The organism is Rhizobium sp. FKL33 (assembly GCF_005222915.1).
In the GTDB taxonomy this organism is placed as follows: domain Bacteria; phylum Pseudomonadota; class Alphaproteobacteria; order Rhizobiales; family Rhizobiaceae; genus Rhizobium_E.
In genome coordinates this window covers 224,636-241,022 of record NZ_STFX01000054.1, presented here as the reverse complement: position 1 = coordinate 241,022, position 16,387 = coordinate 224,636, and the positions used below count along the sequence as shown (strand labels likewise).

General features: G+C 63.7%; 13 protein-coding genes. 7 read left to right on the top strand and 6 right to left on the bottom strand.

Annotation, left to right across the window (positions count from 1 at the left end; translation table 11 throughout):
- Window positions 1-4: 4 nt before the first annotated feature.
- Entirely contained in the window at window positions 5-2,602 is a 2,598-nt protein-coding gene (locus E8Q41_RS24525) for a PAS domain-containing sensor histidine kinase (RefSeq protein WP_137158193.1), read from the bottom strand.
- 265 nt (window positions 2,603-2,867) lie between these two features.
- Here E8Q41_RS24525 and E8Q41_RS24520 point away from each other — a divergent pair, with 265 nt between their 5' ends.
- From E8Q41_RS24520 to E8Q41_RS24510, 3 genes are all read left to right on the top strand, one after another.
- Window positions 2,868-4,001: a flagellar biosynthetic protein FliO gene (locus E8Q41_RS24520; protein WP_170976605.1), complete on the top strand. Its 1,134-nt coding sequence runs from the start codon at window positions 2,868-2,870 to the stop codon at window positions 3,999-4,001.
- Window positions 4,002-4,093: 92 nt separating this feature from the next.
- Window positions 4,094-5,038, top strand: a complete 945-nt coding sequence (locus E8Q41_RS24515; RefSeq protein ID WP_205910420.1) for a TIM barrel protein — start codon at window positions 4,094-4,096, stop codon at window positions 5,036-5,038.
- 359 nt (window positions 5,039-5,397) lie between these two features.
- Complete coding sequence (locus E8Q41_RS24510) at window positions 5,398-5,820, top strand: DUF6455 family protein (RefSeq protein WP_137158190.1); 423 nt, start codon at window positions 5,398-5,400, stop codon at window positions 5,818-5,820.
- 22 nt (window positions 5,821-5,842) lie between these two features.
- On the opposite strand, the gene E8Q41_RS24505 is transcribed toward E8Q41_RS24510, so the two are convergent.
- On the bottom strand, window positions 5,843-6,271 hold the full coding sequence (locus E8Q41_RS24505; RefSeq protein WP_137158189.1) for a CoA-binding protein: 429 nt from the start codon (window positions 6,269-6,271) through the stop codon (window positions 5,843-5,845).
- Between the two features lie 68 nt (window positions 6,272-6,339).
- Here E8Q41_RS24505 and E8Q41_RS24500 point away from each other — a divergent pair, with 68 nt between their 5' ends.
- Complete coding sequence (locus tag E8Q41_RS24500) at window positions 6,340-6,657, top strand: hypothetical protein (protein WP_137158188.1); 318 nt, start codon at window positions 6,340-6,342, stop codon at window positions 6,655-6,657.
- A 10-nt stretch (window positions 6,658-6,667) separates the two neighbouring features.
- Here the strand turns inward: E8Q41_RS24500 and E8Q41_RS24495 are convergent, their stop codons facing one another.
- The 3 genes from E8Q41_RS24495 to E8Q41_RS24485 all read right to left on the bottom strand — a co-directional run bounded on the left by E8Q41_RS24495 (window position 6,668) and on the right by E8Q41_RS24485 (window position 9,138).
- On the bottom strand, window positions 6,668-7,099 hold the full coding sequence (locus E8Q41_RS24495; RefSeq protein ID WP_137158187.1) for a VOC family protein: 432 nt from the start codon (window positions 7,097-7,099) through the stop codon (window positions 6,668-6,670).
- Between the two features lie 149 nt (window positions 7,100-7,248).
- Window positions 7,249-8,166, bottom strand: coding sequence for a pseudouridine-5'-phosphate glycosidase (locus E8Q41_RS24490; RefSeq protein WP_137158186.1), 918 nt, complete (start codon window positions 8,164-8,166; stop codon window positions 7,249-7,251).
- Window positions 8,167-8,196: 30 nt separating this feature from the next.
- Entirely contained in the window at window positions 8,197-9,138 is a 942-nt protein-coding gene (locus tag E8Q41_RS24485) for a carbohydrate kinase family protein (RefSeq protein WP_137158185.1), read from the bottom strand.
- 222 nt (window positions 9,139-9,360) lie between these two features.
- On the opposite strand from E8Q41_RS24485, the gene recA reads away from it, so the two are divergent.
- The 3 genes from recA (at window position 9,361) to E8Q41_RS24470 (ending at window position 14,657) form a co-directional block, all read left to right on the top strand.
- Entirely contained in the window at window positions 9,361-10,449 is a 1,089-nt protein-coding gene (gene recA / locus E8Q41_RS24480) for a recombinase RecA (RefSeq protein WP_137158184.1), read from the top strand.
- 147 nt (window positions 10,450-10,596) lie between these two features.
- Window positions 10,597-13,251 carry an alanine--tRNA ligase gene (gene alaS, locus E8Q41_RS24475; protein WP_137158183.1) on the top strand — a complete coding sequence of 885 codons (2,655 nt, stop codon included), beginning with the start codon at window positions 10,597-10,599 and terminating at the stop codon, window positions 13,249-13,251.
- A 140-nt stretch (window positions 13,252-13,391) separates the two neighbouring features.
- Window positions 13,392-14,657, top strand: coding sequence for a GGDEF domain-containing protein (locus E8Q41_RS24470; protein ID WP_137158182.1), 1,266 nt, complete (start codon window positions 13,392-13,394; stop codon window positions 14,655-14,657).
- Window positions 14,658-14,663: 6 nt separating this feature from the next.
- On the opposite strand, the gene E8Q41_RS24465 is transcribed toward E8Q41_RS24470, so the two are convergent.
- Window positions 14,664-16,325: a SulP family inorganic anion transporter gene (locus tag E8Q41_RS24465; RefSeq protein ID WP_137158181.1), complete on the bottom strand. Its 1,662-nt coding sequence runs from the start codon at window positions 16,323-16,325 to the stop codon at window positions 14,664-14,666.
- Window positions 16,326-16,387: the final 62 nt, after the last annotated feature.

Below are 16,387 nucleotides of genomic sequence, written 5' to 3'. Positions count from 1 at the left end.
GCACTCAGCTGTCGAGCATTTCACGCACGGTGGTGGCGAGCTGCTTGAGCGAAAAGGGTTTGGGCAGGAAGCCGAACTTCGAGCCTTCCGGCAGGTTGCGCGCAAAGGCGTCCTCGGCGAAACCCGACACGAAGACGAACTTCATGTCCGGCCAGCGCTGCCGGATCTCTTTCAAGAGCGTCGGGCCGTCCATCTCCGGCATCACCACGTCGGAGACGACCACATCGACCTGACCATCGAGTTCGTCGAGAATATCGAGCGCTTCCACGCCGGAGCCTGCTTCGTGGACGGTGTAGCCGCGTGTTTCCAGCATGCGCTTGCCGCCGCGACGCACCGCTTCTTCGTCCTCGACCAGCAGCACCACCGCCGAATTGCCGGTGAGATCAGGTTCTTCCTGCGGAGGCTGAGGCGCGGCGGCGGGAGCCGCAGCGATATTGGAATTCGCAGCGGCTTCGCTGGCCGGAACCTCCTGCGGGATGTGCCGGGGCAGGAAGATGTGGAAGACCGTGCCCTTGCCGACTTCCGATTCCGGGAACACATAGCCGCCGGACTGCTTGATGATGCCGTAGACCATCGACAGGCCGAGACCCGTGCCCTTGCCCACTTCCTTGGTGGTGAAGAAGGGCTCGAAGATCTTGTCCATGATATCGGGCGCGATGCCGGTGCCGGTGTCGACCACGTCGATCACCACATAGTCTTCGACGGGCAGCCCCCGGAAGGGCGCGACGGCGGCTTCGGACGACGGCATGTTGCGCGTGCGGATCGTCAGCGTGCCGCCGCCGGGCATGGCGTCGCGGGCGTTGACCGACAGGTTCACCATCACCTGTTCGAACTGGGAAAGGTCCGTCTTCACCGGCCAGAGATCGCGGCCGTAATCGATCTCGAGCTTCACATTGGTGCCCGACAGCATGCGGGTGACCAGCATGCGCAGGTCGCCGATGGCGTCGGTGAGATTGATGACAGCGGGCCTGAGCGTCTGCTTGCGCGAGAAGGCCAGAAGCTGGCGCACCAGCACCGCGGCCCGGTTGGCGTTGCGCTTGATCTCCATGAGATCGGCGAAAGAGGAATCCGATTGCCGCGCCTGCAGCAGAAGATGGTCGGAGGAAAGCAGGATGGCGGTCAGCACATTGTTGAAGTCATGCGCGATGCCGCCTGCCAGCGTGCCCACCGCATTCATCTTCTGCGTCTGGGCCATCTGGGTTTCCAGCGCCCGCTGCTGGGTGGTTTCCACGGCGTAGACGATGGCCGCTTCTTCCGGCGCCTCGTCGGACTGGTCGATCACGGCGTTGACGTAAAAGCGGAAGTACCGGCTCTCGTCCGCCGGATGCCGGGCGTCGACGGGTTCGATATCGGCCTTGAAATCCTTGGCGGCCTGCAGCGCTGCGGCGAGTTTGTCGCGTTCTGTTCCGGCCACCACCGAGAACAGGTCCTGGCCGTCTTCGCCGTCCGGCGTCTTGAGGCCGGTGAACAGTTTCATGAACTGCGTGTTGGTGCGGAGAATGCGGCCCGCGCCGTCGACCGAGGCGATCGCCATCGGCGTGTTGTTGAAGAACCGGTTGAAGCGCTGGGCCGCCGACGAATTCTCCGACGAGGCCTCGTCCTGCACGCGCTTGAGCACGATGGTGCGGCTTTCGCCCGGCGCGCCGTCCTTGGCGGCGGAGACGCGGTGGATGATGCGCACCGGCGCGGTGCGTCCGTCGAGCTTGCGGAAATCGAGATCGAGCGTCTCGGTGCGGTTCTGGCCCGGTTCGGGATGAATGGTCTCTAGCCGCGTCAGCCCTTCGCCGGCGCAGATGTCGCGAAGCGACAAAGAGCCCGGACGGAAGCGCGTCAGGTCGATGTCGAGCCAGTCGGCGAGCGTGGCGTTGAGATAGAGGATCTCGCCCTTGCGGCCGGCGGAGAAGAAACCGGCCGGCGCATGGTCGAGATAGTCGATGGCGTTCTGCAATTCTCGGAAATACTTTTCCTGCTCGCTGCGTTCGCCGGTGGTGTCGGCGATCTCCCAGAGGAAGAAGGGACCGCCGGGCTCGTCGTCGATTTCGACGGGCCGCGCCTTCAGCCGGTACCACCAGGCGGGTTCATTGTCGGACACAGTCAGGCCGAGCGGCCGGGCGAGCCGGAATTCCTCGTAACCGGATTTGCCCTCGATGAGGCCGTTGGTCAGCCGGTAGACCGCTTCCGTGGATTCCCGGCTGCGCGACAGCAGATGTTCGATGGTCACAGGGCCGGTCGCGGGATCGGCGCCGGTCAACCGGCCATAGGCGGCGTTGGCGTAGACGGCGCGACCCTTGCGGTCGGTGATCAGCACGCCTTCGGGCATGGTGTCGAGCACGGCGCGCGAGACGGTGTCGGAGCGGTTCTGCGGCATCACCTCGACAAAGCCGACGATGCTGGAAACCAGAAAGAAGATGCCGGCCATGGCGAGGACGCCGAGAATGCCGAGCACCATTTCATTCTCTAATTGGTCCCGGAACCAGACGAAAGCCGCCGCCGCCGCCACCAGGGTCATCGCAAGCAGAACGAGGCGAAGCGCCGTTCCCGGTCGCTGTCCGTTCACCACCACCGGCCTGTAAGGGTCGGCCGTCCCGTTAGCTTTTGTCATCCAGTCCTCGATATGCGCCCCGGCGGACCGGCCGAGCCTCAACGCGCATTGCGCCGACTCATGTTTATCAAGTTGAAACAGTTCCACAAAGCGCGCGCAGGACTAATTCACCACTCTATTGCATCAGTTGATTGACGGGAGCGCTGGCTGGGCGCGTCGCGGCGAGGGATAAGATGGGATTTGACTTGCCAATCCGGAAAAATGCCTTCAATGACCCATATGAGTGTGTTGTGGTCGACGCATCTCGGACGAAAAGGAAAGCATGATGCTGGATGGATTGGCGCCCGATCTCGCGCCGAGGCTGGTGATCGCCATTGGCGGCGTCGCTCTCGCGTTCGTCGCTTTCATTGTCGTTCTGATGTTCCTCAAGAAGCGCAATTCTCCCTTGTTCATCAAGGGCGGCCGCTCCCGCGAGCATCGGCTGCACGTGCTCGACGCCGCAGCCGTCGACGCCAAGCGCCGCCTGGTGCTGATCCGCCGCGACGACACCGAACATCTGATCATGATCGGCGGCCCGACCGATATCGTCATCGAAACCGGAATCATTCCGGGCCGGCCCCTGTCCGGAGAGATCGCGCAGCAGCTTCAAGCGCCGGCGCCCGCCGCGATCGCCGCCGAACCGAAGCCCCAGCCTCAGATCCAGCCGCCGCAGCCCCAACGCCGCGTGGAGCCGCCGCGCCAGCAGGAGCCGCGCGTCGCGCCGCCCGCCGCGCAAGCGGAGAAGCCGCGGGAAGCCCTCGCCAGACCAACGCCCGCCATCGCCCCGCCCGTTCAGCCCGCTGCGGCTTCGCGGCCCTCGCAGGCCGAACAGCCGCCCGCCAAACCGGTCGAGCCGCGCATCTCCAATATGGGCGCCATGCTCTATGACGAGGGCCGCGAGCCCTTCGCCGGCGCCAAGGCGCCCTTGTCGTCGATGAGCGCCGCGCAGGCGCAGAAGGCCGCGCAGGCCTCTCCGCCCGCTACAGCCAGCCAGGCCGACGCCATTCTCGAACAGGCCCGCAGCCGGGTTCTGCCGCCGTCCGCGCCCGTAGCGGAGACACCGGCTCCTCGCATCGAAAACACCTCCAGCGACGCCCGACTGGAGGCGATGCGCGCCGAGGCTGCCGCCAAGCTCGAAGCCGCCCGCCAGGCGCAGACCGCGCCCGCATCCCGTCCGGCCGCCGCGGCGCCGCGCCCGCAGGCGAGCCTGCCGTCTCCGACGCCCGCGCCCGCATCCAACCAGGATCGGCTGGCGTCGGATTTCGCGAGCTTCCTGGAGGCGGAACTCGAGGCCGGCGGCGTTCTGGCCGACAGCCCCCGCGCGGCAGCCGGACCCGGCCAGCCCGGTAGCGGCAGCGCCGAACAGGCGGTGAACCGCAGGCTCGGAGAAATCAACGTCAACAAGACCGACCCCGCCTGACAGCATCAAGCATCGACGGGGGCGTCGTCCGGGGAGGGGACATGCCCAGCACGAAGACCAGACACTACGCCGCGCGGCTCAACGCCTTCAAGATGGACGCCGCGCGCTATTGGCCGGGCAAGAACCGCGTCACCACGCTCGACCTGATCGAGCGCGCCGCGACCGTCGAGGGTCTGAACGCCGCCGACCTCAATTATCCCGACCATTTCGTCGACGCGCCCGCAGCGGAACTGAAAGCGCGCATGGATGATCTCGGCATCACGCTGAACGGCGGCGCCATGCGCTATTACACCGATCCCGGCTTCAAGCTCGGCGCCTTCACCCATCCCGACCAGGCCGTCCGCCGCGCTGCGATCGATCTCACCAAGCGCGGCATCGACGCCGTGCGCGAGATGGGCGGCGGGCTGATGACGCTGTGGATGGGGCAGGACGGTTTCGACTATTCCTTCCAGGGCGACTACAAGCGGATGTGGGACGATACGATCGCCGCGCTCATCGAGGTCTCGGGCCATGACTCGGCGTGCGACATCGCCATCGAATACAAACCGAACGAGCCGCGCTCCTACGCGCTGATGCCCGATATCGGCACGACGCTGCTCGCGATCCGCGAAGCAGGGGCCTCCAATCTCGGCGTGACGCTGGATTTCGCCCATGTCCTGTTCGCCGACGAAATGCCGGCGCATGCCGCGAGCCTCGCGGCCCGTCATTCCCGCATTCTCGGCGTCCACCTCAATGACGGCTACGGCAAGCGCGACGACGGCCTGATGATCGGAACCGTCCATCCCGTTCAGACGATTGAACTTCTGATCGAACTCGAGCGGATCGGTTACGACAAGGCCATCTATTTCGACACCTTCCCCGATCATGGCGGATTGGACCCGGTCGAGGAATGCCGCACCAATATTCTCGCCGCCAATATGATGTTCGACATCGCCGAGCGTCTCAAGGATCATGCCGGCCTTGCCGACGCCATCGCGCGCCAGGATGCGGCGATCAGCCAGCGCATCATCATGCAGGAACTCTACCGGCGAGGCTAGAGCGCATCTCAGCTTATCCGCCTCATTCTGTTGGTCCAAACCGGGATGATCCGCGAGGAGAAGGGCGCTGGTCGTAGCTGATGCTACGGCCAAGCTCTTCGACGACGCGGGCGCCCGGTTTCGACCAACCCTTCGGGCCGGATGAATTTCGGCCATTATCTTCGGCTTTTGGCTCCGCCGTACATCTGGGTACGCCCTCGCCAAAAGCCTTGATCCTGACCGAAATTGATCCGGCAGAATGAGGCGGATAAGCTGAGATACGCTCTAGAACTCGCCGAGCCGCTTGACCGATGTCAATGCGCCGTCCCGAAATCGGACGGATGATCTCCCCCATTGCATCTTTTGTTGTGGGGGACGCCATGAATATGCCACTCGCCGCGCATGCGGTCATCGACACGGTCTCTGCCTGGTGGCGGGACCGTGTGCAGATTTCGTCGCAACTCGAGGAAATCGCCCGGCTGAGCTATCAGGATCTCGAAGACGTGGCCAATGACTGCGGCATGACGGCCCTGCAACTGGTCGACGTCATCAAGGCGGGGCCGCATGGTTCGGATGAAATGCTGGCGCTGATGAAGGCGCTCAACATCGATCCCGACGCCGTCCGGGAATTCAATCCACGCAATTTCCGCGACATGCAGGTGGCCTGCGCACGATGCGGCGCCAAGGGAGAATGTCGCTCGCATCTGGGCGACGGCTCGATTTCTGAACACTACCGCGACTATTGCGAAAACGCCGAGGTCATGAACGCGCTTCGCGCCCAGCCGATGATGTTGTCGGAGTAACCGCGGCGCGCGCGGCGAAGCGTCAGCCCATCAGGCGCGGATATTCGATGGCCGGGCAACGATCCATGATCACCGTCACGCCTTCGGCTTCCGCCTTCTCCGCCGCCTTGTCGTCGCGCACCGACAGCTGGCCCCAGATGGTTTTGGGCCTGGGGCTGAGAGCCAGCGCCTCGTCGATGACGCCGGACAATTGATCGGCGGCGCGGAAGACGTCGACCATGTCGACCGGTTCGGGAATGTCGGCGAGGCGGGCGTGGACGGTCTGGCCCAAGATCTCGCCGCCGGCATGGCCTGGATTGACGGGAATGACCTTGTAGCCCTTGTCGATGAGGAAGCGCATGACGCCGAAGCTGGGACGCGCCGGATTGGCGGAGGCGCCCACGACGGCGATCGTCTTTACGGAACCAAGCACATCCCGAATGGTTTTCGGATCGTAAGAATCGTGGTTCATGCCCGTTCCTCCTGATGTTGACGTGTCGATGTCAGGACATAGGCGTCGCGATCGAAGGAGAAAAGACCATGCGCGCAACTATTCTCGCCGCTCTTTTGATTTTACCGACCTCTGCGCTTGCCGATCCTGTGCGGGTGAACGCGCTCCAGCACAGCTGCGAAAGCCTGCAACGGATCGTCGAGGAGAATGGCGCCGCCATCATTCGCTATCCCTCGCGCAACAAGCCGGGATTGACGCTCTACGACCGGTATGTCAGTTCGGTCTCCTCCTGCGGCAATCGCCAGATGGCGGAAACGATGAGCATCCCGGCCGCCGATACGAAGGCTTGCCGGGTCCGCCACTGCGTGCCGGCCGATTGCGATCCGGGCGAACCCTTCTGTTTCTGATAGGAAGATTTCAGGCGTCGAGAATGAGATGTCCCTCGGCGTCCATCTTGACGAAGGGGTTATATGCCACTTCCCACAAATGTCCGTCGGGATCGGCGAAATAGCCGGAGTAACCACCCCAGAACACTTTCTCCGGGTCCTTTACCGGCGTCGCCCCGCAGGACAGGGCGAATTTGTAGACGGCGTCGACGCCCCGCTCGCTCGTGACATTATGCGCGAGCGTGACGCCGGAAAAGCCCGGCGCGGTGTTTTCGACATGAGCGTCTTCGGCCAGCGACTGCCGCGCGAAAAGCGCCAGCGTCACGCCCTTCAACTGGATGAACGTGATGGCGTCCTGACTGGCTTCGGACTTGGTCCAGCCGAGCCTTTCATAGAAGGCGGTGGAGCGCGCCACGTCTTCGACGCCCAGCGTAATGAGGGAAATTCGGCGGTCGAGGGACATGCGAGCTCCACGTGTTCGCTAAACGTTCCTCATCTGTACGCGAACTTCAGCAAAGCGTCAACGAAGCTTCAATTTTTCTGATTGGTCGCAATCCGCTCCGGACGGACGCGCAGCCACGCTCGACGCGGCTGCGCGTGACTGACATGTCCTCAGTCGTTGAGCGCCAGCGCGATGCGGGCGGCGAGGCGGGCGTTGTTTTCCACCAGCGCGATATTGGTGTCCAGGCTGCGGCCCTCGGTGATGTCGAAAATGCTCGACAGCAGATAGGGGGTCACCGCCTTGCCGGCGATGCCGTCGGCCTCGGCGTTTTCGAGCGCGCGGTTGATGTAGATTTCCATCTCCTCGCGCTCGATTTCCTTCTCTTCCGGAACCGGATTGCCGATCAACAGGCCGCCATGGATGCCGAGTTCGTCGCGCATCTTCTGGAAGCGGGCGATGGCTGCGGGGCTGTCGAGGCGGAGCGGGCTCTTGAGCCCGGAACGGCGCGACCAGAAGGCCGGAAATTCGTCCTGCCCGTAGGTGACCACGGGAACGCCTTTGGTTTCCAGCACTTCCAGCGTCTTGGGAACATCGAGAATGGCTTTTGCGCCGGCGCAGACGACGATCACGCCGGTGCGGGACAGCTCTTCCAGATCGGCCGAAATGTCGAACGTCTCCTCGGCCTTGCGATGCACGCCGCCGATGCCGCCGGTGGCGAACACCTTGATGCCGGCGCCGGCTGCGGAGATCATGGTGGCGGCCACCGTGGTCGCCCCGGTGCGGCCTTCCGCCATGGCGAAGGCGAGATCGGCGCGCGACAGTTTCATGGCGTCCGGCGTCCGGGCGAGCTGTTCGAGTTCCTGCTCGTCGAGGCCGACATGCAGCACGCCGTTGATCACGGCGATGGTGGCGGGAACCGCGCCCTCAGTGCGAATAATCGCCTCGACGCTGCGGGCCATGGCGAGATTGCCGGGATAGGGCATGCCATGGGTGATGATGGTGGATTCGAGCGCGACGAGAGCCCGGCCCTCGGACTTGGCGACGGCGACCTCCGCCGAATAGGTGATCGGGAGCTTGTGGCTGGACATGGTCTTTCCTGACTGGTTTCTAAAAGCGAGTTACAACAATATTTCCGCTTCCGGCACAAGGGCGAGGGTGGCGGCGAGCAGCGCCCGGCTCAGCGCTTCCGAAGCTGCCATTTCACTTTCGAGCGCGATGCGCGCCGAGGCGGTGGCGGATCTGAGACAGGCTTCCAGTGGGGCGCCCGACAGGGCCGCGTCCAGGAAGCCTGCAGCGAAGCCGTCGCCCGCGCCCGTGACATCGCCGATCGAGGCGAGCGCCGGAGGGGCGAGGCAGGCGCTCTTGCCGCCTATCCACGCCACCGCTTCGTGGCCGCCGCGGGTGATCGCGCCGCCTTGGAGGCCGAGCGCGGTCATGATCTCAGGCCAACGCCTGAAATCCTCGACCTCCTGGCCCGACAGGGCCTTGGCTTCCGCCTCGTTCATGAACAGGAAATCGAGATGGGCGAGCGCCTCGGAAAAGCGCACGATCTTGGCGGGCGAAATGCCGATCGCCGCTGTCGTCTTGCCGAGCCGTCGGGCGGTTGCCGTGATCAGCAGCAGCGTTTCCTCGGGCAGATTGGCGTCGGTGATCACGGCTTCGGTGGCCTCGAACGCGTCGCGCACCGTCCGCACCGACAGCCGGCGCGGGGAGAACAGCCGGTAAAGCTCCATGTCGGCGAGCGCGATGACCAGATTGCCGTCGCGCTCGAGGATCGCCGTATAGCTCGGCGTCCGTCGGTCGAGGAAGGTGAAGGGCCTGTCGATCACGCCGGCCGCCTCCGCCGCGATCGCCACCGCTTCGCCCTCGGCGTCGCCGCCGCGCGGCGAGATCAGCGTCACCGCATGCCCGAGCCGTGCAAGATTGCGCGCCGCATTGAACACGCCGCCGCCGGCCTCTTCCCGCCAGGAACCCGGATTGGATGCGCCCGGCGCCGTTTCGCCCGAAATACGTCCGCGCCGATCGATATGAGCGCCGCCGAGCGCCAGAATTGCCGTCATTCCCGATACCCCGATTTTCGAATCATCTTAGCCGTTCCGCGCGCTCCGCCGCAAGCGCCGACGCGATGGGAACTCCTTGAAAACACCTGTGAAAACAAAAAAGGAACAGAGGAAGGAAAACTATTTTTCTTCAATTGGTTGATGTGAACTTGAAACTATAGAACAAAGCGTGTACATACACTGCATTGCTTCGCCAGCCCGGATAACCTAAAGGTGGATGACATGGCCCAGAACACATTGCGACTCGTAGAGGAAAAATCAGTGGATAAAAGCAAGGCACTGGACGCGGCCCTGTCCCAGATCGAACGGTCCTTCGGCAAGGGTTCGATCATGCGCCTGGGCTCGAACGAGAATGTCGTCGAGATCGAAACCGTCTCGACCGGCTCGCTGAGCCTCGATATCGCCCTCGGCATCGGCGGCCTGCCCAAGGGCCGCATCGTGGAAATTTACGGCCCGGAAAGCTCCGGTAAGACGACTTTGGCGCTGCAGACCATCGCGGAAGCCCAGAAGAAGGGCGGCATTTGCGCCTTCGTCGACGCTGAACACGCGCTCGATCCCGTCTATGCCCGCAAGCTGGGCGTCGATCTGGAAAACCTCCTGATCTCGCAGCCCGACACCGGCGAACAGGCGCTCGAAATCACCGACACGCTGGTGCGCTCGGGCGCGATCGACGTGCTCGTGGTCGACTCCGTCGCGGCTCTCACCCCGCGCGCCGAAATCGAAGGCGAAATGGGCGACAGCCTGCCGGGTCTTCAGGCCCGTCTGATGAGCCAGGCGCTGCGCAAGCTGACCGCCTCGATCTCGCGCTCGAACTGCATGGTCATCTTCATCAACCAGATCCGCATGAAGATCGGCGTGATGTTCGGCTCGCCCGAAACCACGACCGGCGGCAATGCGCTGAAATTCTACGCCTCGGTGCGTCTCGACATCCGCCGCATCGGCTCGGTCAAGGAGCGCGACGAAGTCGTCGGCAACCAGACCCGCGTCAAGGTGGTCAAGAACAAGATGGCGCCGCCCTTCAAGCAGGTCGAGTTCGACATCATGTATGGCGAAGGCGTCTCCAAGACCGGCGAACTCGTCGATCTCGGCGTCAAGGCCGGCATCGTCGAAAAGTCGGGCGCCTGGTTCTCCTACAACAGCCAGCGTCTCGGCCAGGGCCGTGAAAACGCCAAGTCCTTCCTGCGCGACAATCCGGATCTCGCCCGCGAGATCGAACTGTCGCTGCGTCAGAACGCCGGCCTGATCGCCGACCGCTTCCTGGAGAATGGCGGTCCGGAGCCGGGCGAGGGCGACGACGCGCTGGAAGCTTGATCTTCCACGATTTTCAGTTCTTCAGCCGGCGTCGGGACAAGTCCCGGCGCCGGTCTTGTTTTTCTGGACATGAGCAAGGCTGAACGATAAAAGCCGTTGACCAAAAAACGGCCAGTACACCGGGCATACAAGCGCAAAGGGCATAAAATGAGTGGCGTGAACGAAATCCGCTCCGCATTTCTGGATTATTTCCGCAAGAACGGCCACGAAATCGTAGCCTCGTCTCCGCTCGTGCCCCGCAATGACCCGACGCTGATGTTCACCAATGCCGGCATGGTGCAGTTCAAGAACGTCTTCACCGGCCTGGAATCGCGCCCCTATTCCACGGCGGCCACCGCGCAGAAATGCGTGCGCGCCGGCGGCAAGCATAACGACCTCGACAATGTCGGCTACACCGCGCGTCACCACACCTTCTTCGAAATGCTCGGCAACTTTTCCTTTGGCGACTATTTCAAGGAACGCGCCATCGAACTCGCTTGGAACCTGATCACCAAGGAATACGGCATCGACGCCAAGCGTCTGCTGGTCACCGTCTATCACACCGACGACGAAGCCTTCGGCCTGTGGAAGAAGATCGCCGGCCTTACCGACGACCGCATCATCCGCATTCCGACCTCGGACAATTTCTGGGCGATGGGCGACACCGGTCCCTGCGGTCCCTGCTCGGAAATCTTCTACGATCACGGCGACCACATCTGGGGCGGCCCTCCGGGTTCCGCCGATGAAGACGGCGATCGCTTCATCGAGATCTGGAACCTCGTCTTCATGCAGTATGAGCAGGTGACCAAGGAAGAGCGCGTCAATCTTCCGCGTCCCTCGATCGACACCGGCATGGGCCTCGAGCGCATCTCCGCGCTGCTGCAGGGCAAGCATGACAATTATGACACCGACCTGTTCCGCGCGCTGATCGAGGCCTCCATGCAGGCCACGGGGACCGATGACAAGGATGAGCGTCGCGCCAGCCATCGCGTCATCGCCGATCACCTGCGCTCCTCGGCTTTCCTGATCGCCGACGGTGTGCTGCCCATGAACGAAGGCCGCGGTTACGTGCTCCGCCGCATCATGCGCCGCGCCATGCGCCACGGTCAGTTGCTCGGCGCACGCGATCCCTTGATGTACAAGCTGGTTCCGGCGCTGGTGAAGGAAATGGGCGCCGCCTATCCGGAACTGGTCCGCGCCGAATCCCTGATCACCGAGACCCTGAAGCTCGAGGAAACCCGCTTCCGCAAGACGCTGGAGCGCGGCCTCGGCCTGCTCAACGACGCCGTGTCGGGATTGGACGAAGGCTCGGAGCTCGATGGCGAGACCGCGTTCAAGCTTTACGACACCTATGGCTTCCCGCTCGACCTGACGCAGGACGCCCTGCGCCAGAAGAATATCGGCGTCGACACCGACGGCTTCTCCAAAGCCATGGCGCGCCAGAAGGCCGAAGCCCGCGCCAACTGGTCTGGTTCCGGCGAAGCCGCTACCGAAGCGGTCTGGTTCGAGATCAAGGAAGACAAGGGCGCGACCGAATTCCTCGGCTATGACGCCGAGCGCGCCGAAGGCGTGGTGCAGGCGCTGGTGCGCGACGGCGCCCGCGTGGAAGAGGCCTCCGCCGGCGAGGCGGTGCAGATCGTCGTCAACCAGACCCCCTTCTACGGCGAGTCGGGTGGCCAGATGGGCGACACCGGCGAGATCCTGTTCGAGGGCGGCAAGGCCGTCGTGTCCGATACGTTGAAGAAGGGCGACGGCCTGTTCGTGCACTACGCCACGATTGAAAGCGGCGTCTTGAAGCCCGACGCAGCCGTGGTGCTCGAAGTGGATCATGCGCGCCGCGGCAAGCTGCGCTCCAACCACTCCGCCACCCATCTCATCCATGAGGCGCTGCGCGAAGTGCTGGGCACCCATGTGGCGCAGAAGGGCTCGCTGGTCGCGCCCGAGCGGCTGCGTTTCGACGTTTCGCATCCCAAGCCGATGAGCGCCGAGGAAATCCGCGTCGTCGAAGCCATGGCCAATGAGATCGTGGTGCAGAACGCGCCCGTGACCACCCGCCTGATGAGCGTCGACGACGCCATCGCCGAGGGCGCGATGGCGCTGTTCGGTGAAAAATATGGCGAGGAAGTGCGTGTCGTCGCCATGGGCACGGCCAAGCGCGGCGAGAAAGCCGGCAAGCCCTATTCGGTGGAACTCTGCGGCGGCACGCATGTGCGCGAAACCGGCGATATCGGCCTGATCCGCATTCTCTCGGACACAGCCGTCGGCGCGGGCGTGCGTCGCATCGAGGCGCTGACGGGCGAGGCGGCGCGCGATTACCTGTCGCAGCAGGATGAACGCGTGAAGCAGATCGCCGGCGTGCTGAAAACCCAGCCCGACGACATCATCGCCCGCATCGAACAGCTGATGGACGAGCGCAAGAAGCTCGAGCGCGAACTCTCGGACGCCAAGAAGAAGCTCGCCCTCGGCGGCGGCGCGGGCGGCGGCGATGGCGTCCGTGACGTCAACGGCGTCAAATTCCTCGGCCGCGTCGTCACCGGCGTCGAACCGAAGGATCTCAAGAGCCTCGCCGACGAAGGCAAGAAGACGGCCGGTTCGGGCGTCGTGGTGTTTATCGGCGTCTCAGAAGACGGCAAGGCGAGCGCCGTCGTGGCGGTGACCGAAGACCTGACCTCGCGCTTCAGCGCGGTCGATCTGGTGCGCGTCGCCTCCCAGGCATTGGGCGGCAAGGGCGGCGGCGGACGTCCCGATATGGCGCAGGCCGGCGGCCCGGATGGCTCGCAGGCGGAAGCCGCGCTCGACGCCGTGGCCGCCGCTTTGGGGTAATTTGTTAACCATCGACTGTCTTTTGTGGGGCCGCGGTTATCCGTCGGCCCCATTGCTTTTGCGGCATTACGGAAAATTCCCCGTTTATTAAGGCTTTTGGATCTAGCTGGAGGGAGTGATCATCCAAAGAGGCTTCGGCTTTGCTCAACCTGCCGACTATGATGCTCTGCACCGGTCTGATGACATTGTCGGTGTCAGTCATCCTGACCTATGCGCTGTTTTTTGAAAAGCGCGAAAAGGCGTTGCAATATTGGTGCGCGGCGATGTGGTGCGTGTGCCTGGGCTGCTTCTTGACGATGTTCCGCGCTTGGGAAGGCACATTTTGGCTTTCTATTGTTTTGGGCAATGGGATGATCATTCTGGGCTATGGCTTCGTCTTGGCGGGTTTCGCCAAATTTCACGGCCTCCCCGTCCGCCCGTCTTTAGTGCCGCTGGGTGCGTTGATCTGGGTGATGGTGTGCGTGGCAAGTGATGAGTTTCGGAGCGACTTCAATCTGCGCACCATAGTTATTTCAGCAATTGGCGCGTTCTATTCAGGTCTTTGCGCCCGGATCTCTTATGCCATCCACAAAGAGGAACGGTTGCCGTCGGCGCTCTTCACCCTCGGCGTTTATTTTGCGCATACATTAACCTTCCTCGCGCGCGTAGCCCTTTGCTATTTCCTTCCTGTCGAAGGAGCCATGAACCCCGTTGTCGGCGGTTGGTTCCAGTTTATGATGTTGGAGGCCTTCGTCCAGGCTTCGTTCAGCACGTTCATTTTCGTGCTGCTGGTGCGGGAGCGCGCCGAGCGTCGCTACCGTTTGGCGGCCGAGATCGACGGCTTGACCGGCGCGGCGACGCGCCGTCACTTCGTCGAAATCGCTACCGCATGGCTCTCTGACAAGCCGAAACAGGGCGCACTGGCGGTCCTGGATCTCGATTACTTCAAAAAAGTCAACGACACCTATGGCCATCTGGCCGGCGACGCGGTGTTGCGCGCCTTCGGAAGCCATGTGAATGCGCGGCTCGAACAGGGAATGCTGCTCGGCCGCATGGGGGGTGAAGAATTCGCCCTGTTGATGCCGGAGATGGATCAGGAGGGCGCGGCGGTCTTTCTTGAGGGGCTGCGCGCCTCCGTCGAAGAGGCGACGACGCATTTCAATGGCAATGGGCTGAAAGTCACGACCAGCATCGGTCTTGCGTCAACCCAGGAAGTCGGCCATCTCTTTGATCATCTGCTCGCCGGCGCCGACCACGCGCTCTATGTCAGCAAGGAGCAGGGCCGCAACAGAGTTTCGGCCTTCTCCCCGGCCATGCAATTGCGCGCCGTGCTGGAGGAAGATGGTCGCGAAACCCGCGTCAGCCTGCGCAAGAAGCGGGTCAGCCGCGTCTCGGTGCGCACGAAAATGGCGCGCGACCGGGCCTGACGCCTGTCAGGTCGCGGTTGTGAGTTCCCCGGCCTGCTGAAACGCGGTTTCCACCGAGGGGGCGAACACCGTCAGTGGCGGCCCGGCGTGGTGGGCGCGCAGGATCGCTTCCATATCCGGCGAAGCGCCGGCGATGATCACCGTCACCCCACGCCGCTGCGCTTTCTTCGCCATGCCTTCGATGACATTCGCCGCCGTCGAATCGATATAGGCGGCGCGGCTGACATCGAGGATGAAGATCCTGGCGCGATCCGAGATCTGGTCGAGCACTGCCCCCATCGATGCGGCCGCGCCGAAGAAGAAGGCGCCTTCCAGCCGGTAAGCGACGATATCAGGATTGTCGGAGGGAAGGCCGTCTTCGCTGTCCGCCGCCGGCGCGCGGCCCTGTTCGGCGAGGCTCACCCGCACTTCCTTGCTCATCCTGTCGATGAACAGCACCGAGCCGATCAGGAAGCCTGCGAGGATCCCTTCGGTGAGGTCGCGAAACACCACGATCAGGAACGTCGCGAGAAGCACCAGCGCGTCACCCGGCGACGAGCGAAGCAGCGCGGTGACGGCCGGTTTCTCGATCATGTTCCAGGCGACCGATGCCAGCACGCCCGCCAGCGCTGCGAGCGGAATATAGGCGGCGAGCGGCGCAAGCAGAACCATGAAGGCCAGGAGAAACAGCGCATGCGCCATGCCGGACACCGGGCTGGTGGCGCCGGCGCGCACATTGGTGGCGGTGCGGGCGATCGTGCCGGTGACGCAGAAGCCGCCGAACAGGGCCGAACCGACATTGGCGACGCCCTGGCCGACGAGCTCGATATTCGACCGGTGCCGGCGTCCGGTCATGCCATCGGCGACCACGGCGGACAACAGCGACTCGATGGCCCCCAGGAGTGCAAAGGAGGCGGCGTCCGGCAGAACGGCGACGATCTTGTCGAACGACAGCACGGGAAGCGCCGGGGCCGGCAGACCGCCGGGAATGCCGCCGAAGCGCGAGCCGATGGTGGCGACCGGAAGATTGAGCAAGACGGCGGCCAGCGTGGCGAGCGCGACGGCGATCAGCAGATTGGGCGCGCGGGGCGCAAGACGCTTCAAGACGACGATCACGACAACCACGCCGGCGGATATCGCAAGCGCTGATCCATTCAGCGTGTTGCGGGCCGCATAGAGCGCCTCGAGCTTGCCGATGACGGGACCGGGTTCCGTCCCGGAGAGCGTCAGCCCGAAAAGATCCTTCAGCTGGCTCGCAAAAATGATCACCGCGATGCCGGCGGTGAAGCCGACAGTGACCGGATAGGGGATGTATTTGACGAAGCCGCCAAGCCGGAGAAATCCGGCCGCGACCAACATCAGGCCCGATAGCGCCGTGGCGAGGATCAATCCGTCGACGCCATGGCGGGCGGCAGTCGCCGAAACAAGCACGATGAACGCCCCCGCAGGGCCGCCGATCTGATGGCGGCTGCCGGACAGGGCCGAGACGAGAAAGCCGCCGGCGACCGCAGTGTAGAGCCCCATGGCGGGCGCGACGCCTGAAGCGATGGCGATGGCCATGGACAGCGGCAGTGCCACGATCGCCACCGTGAGCCCCGCGATCAGGTCGGCGCGCAATCGCCCGAAACCATAGCCTTCCTGAAACACGCTCCACAATTTGGGTGCGAATATCTCGCCATTCGTCCGCATGCCCGCCGTCTCCCCACGCCATTCCGCACGGATGAGACTGTGCTCCCGCAAGACGAGTCCCT

Coding starts and splice junctions, on each gene's coding strand:
- E8Q41_RS24525 (WP_137158193.1), bottom strand. CDS start 2,602: ATGACAAAAGCTAACGGGACGGCCGACCCTTACAGGCCGGTGGTGGTG.
- E8Q41_RS24520 (WP_170976605.1), top strand. CDS start 2,868: ATGCTGGATGGATTGGCGCCCGATCTCGCGCCGAGGCTGGTGATCGCC.
- E8Q41_RS24515 (WP_205910420.1), top strand. CDS start 4,094: ATGGACGCCGCGCGCTATTGGCCGGGCAAGAACCGCGTCACCACGCTC.
- E8Q41_RS24510 (WP_137158190.1), top strand. CDS start 5,398: ATGAATATGCCACTCGCCGCGCATGCGGTCATCGACACGGTCTCTGCC.
- E8Q41_RS24505 (WP_137158189.1), bottom strand. CDS start 6,271: ATGAACCACGATTCTTACGATCCGAAAACCATTCGGGATGTGCTTGGT.
- E8Q41_RS24500 (WP_137158188.1), top strand. CDS start 6,340: ATGCGCGCAACTATTCTCGCCGCTCTTTTGATTTTACCGACCTCTGCG.
- E8Q41_RS24495 (WP_137158187.1), bottom strand. CDS start 7,099: ATGTCCCTCGACCGCCGAATTTCCCTCATTACGCTGGGCGTCGAAGAC.
- E8Q41_RS24490 (WP_137158186.1), bottom strand. CDS start 8,166: ATGTCCAGCCACAAGCTCCCGATCACCTATTCGGCGGAGGTCGCCGTC.
- E8Q41_RS24485 (WP_137158185.1), bottom strand. CDS start 9,138: ATGACGGCAATTCTGGCGCTCGGCGGCGCTCATATCGATCGGCGCGGA.
- recA (WP_137158184.1), top strand. CDS start 9,361: ATGGCCCAGAACACATTGCGACTCGTAGAGGAAAAATCAGTGGATAAA.
- alaS (WP_137158183.1), top strand. CDS start 10,597: ATGAGTGGCGTGAACGAAATCCGCTCCGCATTTCTGGATTATTTCCGC.
- E8Q41_RS24465 (WP_137158181.1), bottom strand. CDS start 16,325: ATGCGGACGAATGGCGAGATATTCGCACCCAAATTGTGGAGCGTGTTT.